This window comes from Oceanisphaera sp. (assembly GCF_052084945.1).
Taxonomy (GTDB): Bacteria; Pseudomonadota; Gammaproteobacteria; order Enterobacterales; family Aeromonadaceae; genus Oceanimonas.
The window spans coordinates 28669-32672 of record NZ_JBQDEX010000010.1; the positions used below are offsets into that span (position 1 = coordinate 28669).

Here is a 4004-nt window from a genome sequence, read left to right on the forward strand (position 1 = left end):
GCTCGGCGCTGAATTTATTTTTAAAGGATATTTTATGTTGGTTGGTCGCCGTGTGGCGGGTGGGCTTATTTTGTTGGGCATGCTGTTAATCAGCGCCCAGCTATTAGGCATGCCTATGCCGCAAGGCAGTGCGGGTGTGGCGTATTGGCTAGCGGCGGGCTTGTTATGGCCTGGGCTGTCGTCACGTAACCGACTGCAGGCGAGTGTGCTGCTGGTTATCGGGCTGGGTTGCTTAGGCGTTAGTGTTTGGCTGGGCGGCGAGCTTGATCCTGGGCGCTTATTGGGCAGTAACGCCAACTTATTATCTATGTTGGTGGCAGTAAGCTTTTTAAGTTTGGTCAGTCGACCGAGTAACGAGCAAGATAAGCCTTTACCGCGCGGACGTGGGGCGCTTGCGTCTACTTTGGCGGCGGTGCATGTGTTTGGCTCTGTAATTAATTTATCGTCGGTATTTATTATTGGCGATAGATTAGCCCAAGTAGCCACATTAAGCCGAAAGCAATCGATTGTTTTGGTGCGAGGCTTTACCGCTGCCGCATTTTGGTCGCCATTTTTTGCGGCCATGGCGGTGGCCTTAAGTGTGGCGCCTAACGCTCAATTAACACAGTTATGGCTGGTGAGTATTCCTTTGGCTGGAGTTGGCTTGGGGCTGACTTATTGGCAATTAACACGGCCACACTTAGCTAAGGCTAATAATACCGTAAGTCATTCTGCTGCTAATGAGGCTAGGACGTTGCCGTTTGTGGGCTATCCTTTGCACGTAAAATCACTTTTATTACCTAGCGTGTTGGCTATTGCAGTATTGGTATTTCAGCAACTGTGGCCTATGTTCTCCATTCTTGCAGTCATCACCCTATTAGCGCCACTATTTAGTTTGCTGGTGTTAGCTCTCACTAACCGCTCACCCAGTGTAGGCGTTAAGCAGCTAGTGCAAGGGCGGTTACCGCAAATGGGCAATGAGTTGGCGCTATTTTTAGCAGCAGGGGTGTTAGCTTATGGGCTAGAGGGATTGCTACTGAGCGTCGAGCTTAGTTTACCTCTGCAATATTTTGGTGCGCTGGCAGCAAGCGTGACTTACCTTGCTATTGTACTATTGGCTTTGTTAGGCATTCACCCTATCGTTTGTATTGCGTTAGCAGCAAGTCTGCTTTCACCTTTAGCCCCGGATCATACTTTGTTGGCCTTGGTATTTTTATCTTCTTGGGCGGTTGGCACTTCGACTGGGCCCTTGTCGGGGATAAACCTAGCGTTTCAAGGGCGCTATGGCGTTGATTCTTTTAAGATGATGCGTTGGAACTTAAGTTATTTAGTTTTAATGTCAGTATGCGTGTTGGTAGCCATCAATATATTGGCCAAGGTGCTCCAGCTTGACTAATCTGCGGCTAAAAACATTTCGCTGATAAGGAAGTTAAATGAAATATATTTGGCTTAAAGTACTGATAACCATAGTTATTTTTGCAGCCTTATTTGCTTGGGTATACTATAAAGTGGCCAGCGGTACTGTATAGCAGAGCCAGATGGTAAGATGGAGCAGCGGGCTGAAGATATCTGGCCGCTAACGGTGGCGAAATGTCAGTAAAAGAAAGAAATCAGGCGTAAAATAGTAACTGAGACGGCTTAAAGGCGGCTTGTGTGTTTGTGATTGAGCCGACTTGTATAAAAAATAGTCCCTATGCTGTGTTCCTATTTGCGCCCCGTTAGGTTTTCAGCCATAATATGCGGCCTAAAAAAGGTGTCGGTGTATCAGCTATTTTTGGATGCTCCGTCTATTTCTTAAACTAATCATTAAAGTTGAATCATGGCCGAATTATCCAAATACAGAAACATTGGTATCTTCGCGCACGTTGATGCGGGTAAAACCACAACAACTGAGCGTATCCTAAAATTAACCGGTAAAATTCATAAATCCGGTGAAACTCACGATGGTGAATCTACCACCGACTTTATGGATCAGGAAGCAGAGCGCGGTATTACTATCCAGTCTGCTGCTGTTACCTGTTTCTGGAAAGACCATCAGTTTAACGTTATTGATACCCCTGGACACGTTGACTTCACAGTTGAAGTTTACCGTTCATTAAAAGTACTTGATGGTGGTGTGGGCGTATTCTGTGGTTCTAGTGGTGTTGAGCCTCAGTCAGAAACTAACTGGCGCTACGCCAACGAATCAGGCGTTGCTCGCTTGATCTTCGTGAACAAACTAGACCGCTTGGGCGCAGATTTCTTGCGTGTAGTACAGCAAACTCGCGACGTATTAGCTGCCAACCCAGTAGTGATGACACTGCCGATTGGTCGTGAAGACGAGTTTAAAGGCGTAGTTGACTTGCTGACCCGCAAAGCTTACATCTGGGATGAGTCAGGTATTGCAGAGAACTTCGTTATTGAAGACGTACCTGCTGATATGGTTGATCAAGTTGAAGAGTATCGTGAGATGCTGGTTGAGTCTGCTGTTGAGCAAGACGATGACTTGATGGAAGCCTACATGGAAGGTACTGAACCTTCTCTTGAAGAAATTAAGCGCTGTATCCGTAAGGGTACTCGTACTATGGAAATCTTCCCTGCTTTCTGTGGTTCAGCCTTTAAAAACAAAGGTATGCAGTTAATTCTGGATGCTGTTGTTGATTACCTACCAAGCCCTGTAGAAGTTGACCCTCAGCCACTGACCGATGAAGAAGGTAAAGAAACCGGTGAGTTTGCGATTGTTGACACTAAAGAGCCATTGCGCGCATTAGCTTTTAAAGTGATGGATGACCGTTTTGGTGCCCTAACCTTTATTCGTATCTACTCAGGTGTGATTAATAAAGGTGATACTGTATTGAACAGTGCCACTGGCAAAACCGAGCGTATTGGTCGCATGGTAGAAATGATGGCGGATCAACGTTCAGAAATCAGCCATGCAGAAGCAGGTGACATCATTGCCGTGGTAGGCATGAAGAACGTACAAACTGGCCACACTTTGTGTGATACCAAACACCCTTGTACGCTTGAAGCCATGGTATTCCCTGATCCTGTTATCTCTATTGCCGTTGCACCAAAAGATAAAGGTGGCTCAGAAAAAATGGGCGTGGCTTTGGGTAAACTCTTGGCTGAAGATCCTTCTTTCCAAGTGGAAACTGATCCAGATTCAGGTGAAACCATCCTGAAAGGTATGGGTGAGCTGCACTTAGACGTTAAAGTGGACATCTTAAAGCGCACTTACGGTATTGAACTGATTGTGGGTGAGCCACAAGTTGCTTACCGTGAAACCATTACTGCTGAAGTTGAAGACAGCTACACGCATAAGAAGCAGTCTGGTGGTTCTGGTCAGTTTGGTAAAATTGACTACATCATTCGCCCAGGTGAGCCAAACTCTGACTTTGTATTTAGCTCGTCAGTAGTGGGTGGTAACGTACCTAAAGAGTACTGGCCTGCTATCGAAAAAGGCTTTGGTAGCATGATGGGTACGGGTACCATTGCTGGTTTCCCTGTGCTGGATGTTGAGTTTGAGCTAACTGATGGTGCTTTCCACGCGGTTGACTCCTCTGCAATTGCATTTGAAATTGCTGCTAAAGGCGCGTTCCGTCAGTCTATTGCTAAAGCTAAGCCGCAGTTGCTTGAGCCTACCATGAAGGTAGACGTGTTCACTCCAGAAGATCACGTAGGTGATGTGATTGGTGACCTGAACCGTCGTCGCGGTATGATCAAAGATCAAAATGCAGGCGTGACCGGCGTACGTATTAAAGCAGACGTTCCATTGTCTGAGATGTTTGGCTACATTGGTTCGCTACGTACCTTAACTTCAGGCCGTGGTCAGTTCTCTATGGAGTTCTCTCACTACGCACCTTGCCCTGCTAACGTATCTGAAAAAGTAGTGGCTCAGGTTGCAGAGCGTAAAGCCGCTGAAGCTAAAAAGTAAACTCGTTTAAGACCTAAGGTCTAACGTTAAAAACCGCTGCCTTGGCAGCGGTTTTTTTATGCCAGCAAAAAAATACCGAGCCTAAAGCTCGGTATGATGAATGGGGCTTATA

The 4004-nt window shown here is 46.4% G+C and carries 2 protein-coding genes; both read left to right on the forward strand.

Annotated features, from left to right (window positions below; genetic code table 11):
- Positions 1-1375: hypothetical protein (locus tag ACTHY5_RS01995; protein WP_441875662.1), on the forward strand; the 1375-nt coding region annotated here is incomplete at its 5' end.
- A gap of 423 nt (positions 1376-1798) precedes the next feature.
- On the forward strand, positions 1799-3892 hold the full coding sequence (fusA, locus tag ACTHY5_RS02000) for an elongation factor G (protein ID WP_441875665.1): 2094 nt from the start codon (positions 1799-1801) through the stop codon (positions 3890-3892).
- The last annotated feature ends 112 nt before the right edge of the window (positions 3893-4004 follow it).